The sequence below is a fragment of the Novosphingobium sp. AAP93 genome (assembly GCF_001296055.1).
GTDB lineage: Bacteria > Pseudomonadota > Alphaproteobacteria > Sphingomonadales > Sphingomonadaceae > Novosphingobium.
This window is the reverse complement of record NZ_LJHZ01000127.1, coordinates 1-2817: the sequence shown is the minus strand read 5'-3', so window position 1 is coordinate 2817 and position 2817 is coordinate 1. Positions and strand designations below refer to the sequence as shown.

General features: G+C 66.6%; 2 protein-coding genes. One reads left to right on the top strand and one right to left on the bottom strand.

The features are described from left to right. Positions 1–22: 22 nt before the first annotated feature. On the bottom strand, positions 23–448 hold the full coding sequence (locus IP83_RS18255; protein ID WP_054123667.1) for a helix-turn-helix domain-containing protein: 426 nt from the start codon (positions 446–448) through the stop codon (positions 23–25). Between the two features lie 114 nt (positions 449–562). Here IP83_RS18255 and IP83_RS18250 point away from each other — a divergent pair. Then, the coding region (locus IP83_RS18250) for a DNA primase (protein ID WP_054123666.1) at positions 563–2817 on the top strand (2255 nt) is incomplete at its 3' end.

Below are 2817 nucleotides of genomic sequence, written 5' to 3'. Positions count from 1 at the left end.
TCCCGGTGTTCTTGTGGGCCTGTCAGCCTGGGGCGTGGTGCGCCTCCATCTGGGCTTTGACGATGACGGAGTCGATCAGTTCGGCGACCATCTTCTGCTTGGCCTTGGGCAGGCGTGTGACGGCGTCGAGCTGCTGTTCGAGGCGTGAGGCTGGGCCCCGCTTGCCGGGGATGCGGATGGTGGGCTGGCCGGTGAGGATCTCGTCGAAGGAGAGATCGAGGAGTTGGGCGAGCCTTGGCAGCATGGCGGCCGCGACGCCGACGCGCCCGACCTCGTAATGGGCGAGGGTCTGCTGGGAGACGCCGAGGGCATTGGCGAGTGCCTGCTGGGTGAGGCCGCGTTCCTTGCGGGCCTGGGCGATGCGCGCGCCCATCTCCTTGAAGAAAGCTTCGTGCTTGATGGCCATGGTGGCGATGATCCCGGGAATCGTCGGTTGGGTTGTGGCCATGGCTATACCTCATGTTTTTTGTGAGACGGTTGACTCTACTCGAAATCCGAATAATAGAAAAGCGAGTTATTTTACAAGAAACCCTCTTGACAGGGTTTTGGAGCACCCCCGGTTATGGCCCGCATCCCCGATGCCGAGATCGAGCGTCTGAAGGCTGAGGTGAGCCTTGTGCGGCTTGTGGAATCGTCGGGCGTGAAGCTGGTGCGGAAGGGGAAAGACGAGCTCATGGGGTGCTGCCCGTTCCACGAGGATGGGACGCCGTCGCTGTCGGTGAGCGTGAGCAAGAACCTGTTCCGGTGCTTCGGCTGCGAGGCAGGTGGCGGTCCGATCGACTGGGTGATGAAGCGCGAGGGGATGAGCTTCCGGCACGCGGTGGAGTGGCTGCGGGACGGCGCGCCGGTCGCTCCCGGTCCGGAGACTGCCAAACCCCGCGCCTCAGGCCGCCGGTTGCCGTCCCCGGTGAAGCTTGATGCTGACGATGCAGCGTTGCTGGCCCAGGTGGTGGATTACTACCACGAGACGCTGAAGGCCTCGCCCGAGGCGCTGGCCTATCTGCAATCGCGGGGCCTTGCGGGCGAACTGGTCGAGCGGTTCCGGCTTGGCTTTGCGAACCGCACGCTGGGGCTGCGGCTGCCGGAGAAGACCCGCAAGGCGGGTGCGGACATACGCGGGCGGTTGGAGCGTCTCGGGATATACCGCGCCAGTGGCCACGAGCATTTTACCGGCAGCCTGGTGGTGCCGGTGGCGGACGAGGCGGGGCGGATCGCGGAGATCTATGGCCGCAAGATCCGCAGTGACCTGAGGCCCGGCACGCCGCTGCATCTGTATCTGCCGGGGCCGCACGCAGGCGTGTGGAACGTGGAAGGGGTGGCGGGCGCGAAAGGCGAGGTGATCCTGGCGGAATCGCTGATCGATGCGATGACGTTCTGGTCGGCGGGGTATCGCAATGTGACGGCTGCTTATGGCGCGGGCGGGTTTACCGACGATCATCTGGCCGCGTTCGCGCGCTACGGGGTGGAGCGGGTGCTGATCGCGTTCGACCGCGACGAGGCGGGCGACAAGGGCGCGGGTGCGGTGGCCGAGCGGCTGATGGAGGCGGGGATCGCGGCGTTCCGCATCGTGTTCCCCAAGGGGCTGGATGCCAATGCCTATGCGGCGAAGGTGACGCCTGCCGCCAAATCGCTGGGCGTGCTGATCCGCAAGGCGCAGTGGCTGGGCAATGGCAAGGCACCCGCGATCACCAGCGCGGCGGACCCGCTGGCGCTGGCTGCCATGGGGGCCGTCATGCGCGGGGTCGGCGAGGTTCTCCCGGAGCCTGCGTCCCATCCTTCCTCAGCTGCTCAACCCGTGCCGCCAGAACCGCCCTCGGAGCCTCCCGCAGCTCTGCCTGAGCCAATGGCCGCGGCAATGCCGCCAGTGCCCGTCCCGGACCCGGTGGAGGTGCAGAGCGAGCACGAGCTGGTCATGGTGCTGGAAGACCGGCGCTACCGTGTGCGCGGGTGGAAGAAGCCGCAGGGTCCGGAAAGCCTCAAGGTCAATCTGCTGGTCAGCCGCAATGCCGAAGATGGCGATACCAGCACGGACGGGCGCTTCCACGTCGATACGCTGGACCTCTATGCTGCCAAGGCGCGCGCGGCCTTCGCCAAAGCGGCCGGCATCGAGCTTGGCGAGAGTGAGGATACCCTCAGGCACGATCTGGGGCGGGTGCTGCTGAAGATCGAGGCGTTGCAGGACGCCGAGCTGGCGGGCGCGCTGAAGCACGACGAGCGCCCTGGCATGAGCCAGGCCGAGCACGCCGAGGCGATGGCGCTCTTGACCGCGCCGGACCTGATCGAGCGCATCGCGGCGGACTTTGCGGCGTGCGGCGTGGTGGGTGAAGAAACCAATGCGCTGACCGGGTATCTGGCCTGCGTCTCGCGGCTCCTGGACCGCCCCTTGGCGCTGATCATCCAGTCGTCGAGCGCGGCGGGGAAATCGTCGCTGATGGACGCGGTGCTGGGTCTGATGCCGTCAGGGGCACAGGTGCGCTACAGCGCCATGACCGGGCAGAGCCTGTTCTACATGGGCGAGACCAATCTCAAGCATCGTATCCTTGCCATTGCCGAGGAGGAGGGGGCGTCGACGGCCAGCTATGCGCTCAAGCTGCTGCAGTCGGAGGGCGAGGTGACGATCGCCAGCACGGGCAAGGATGCCGCGACCGGAAACCTCGTGACGCAGGAGTACCGGGTGGAGGGACCGGTGATGCTGTTCCTGACGACGACGGCGATCGACATCGACGAGGAGCTGATGAACCGCTGCCTGGTGCTCTCGGTCGATGAAAGCCGCGAGCAGACCCGCGCGATCCATGCCGCGCAGCGCCGCCGCCAGAC

Bases quoted from the DNA above. Each gene is read 5' to 3' on its own strand.
- IP83_RS18255 (WP_054123667.1), bottom strand. From the start codon at position 448: ATGGCCACAACCCAACCGACGATTCCCGGGATCATCGCCACCATGGCC.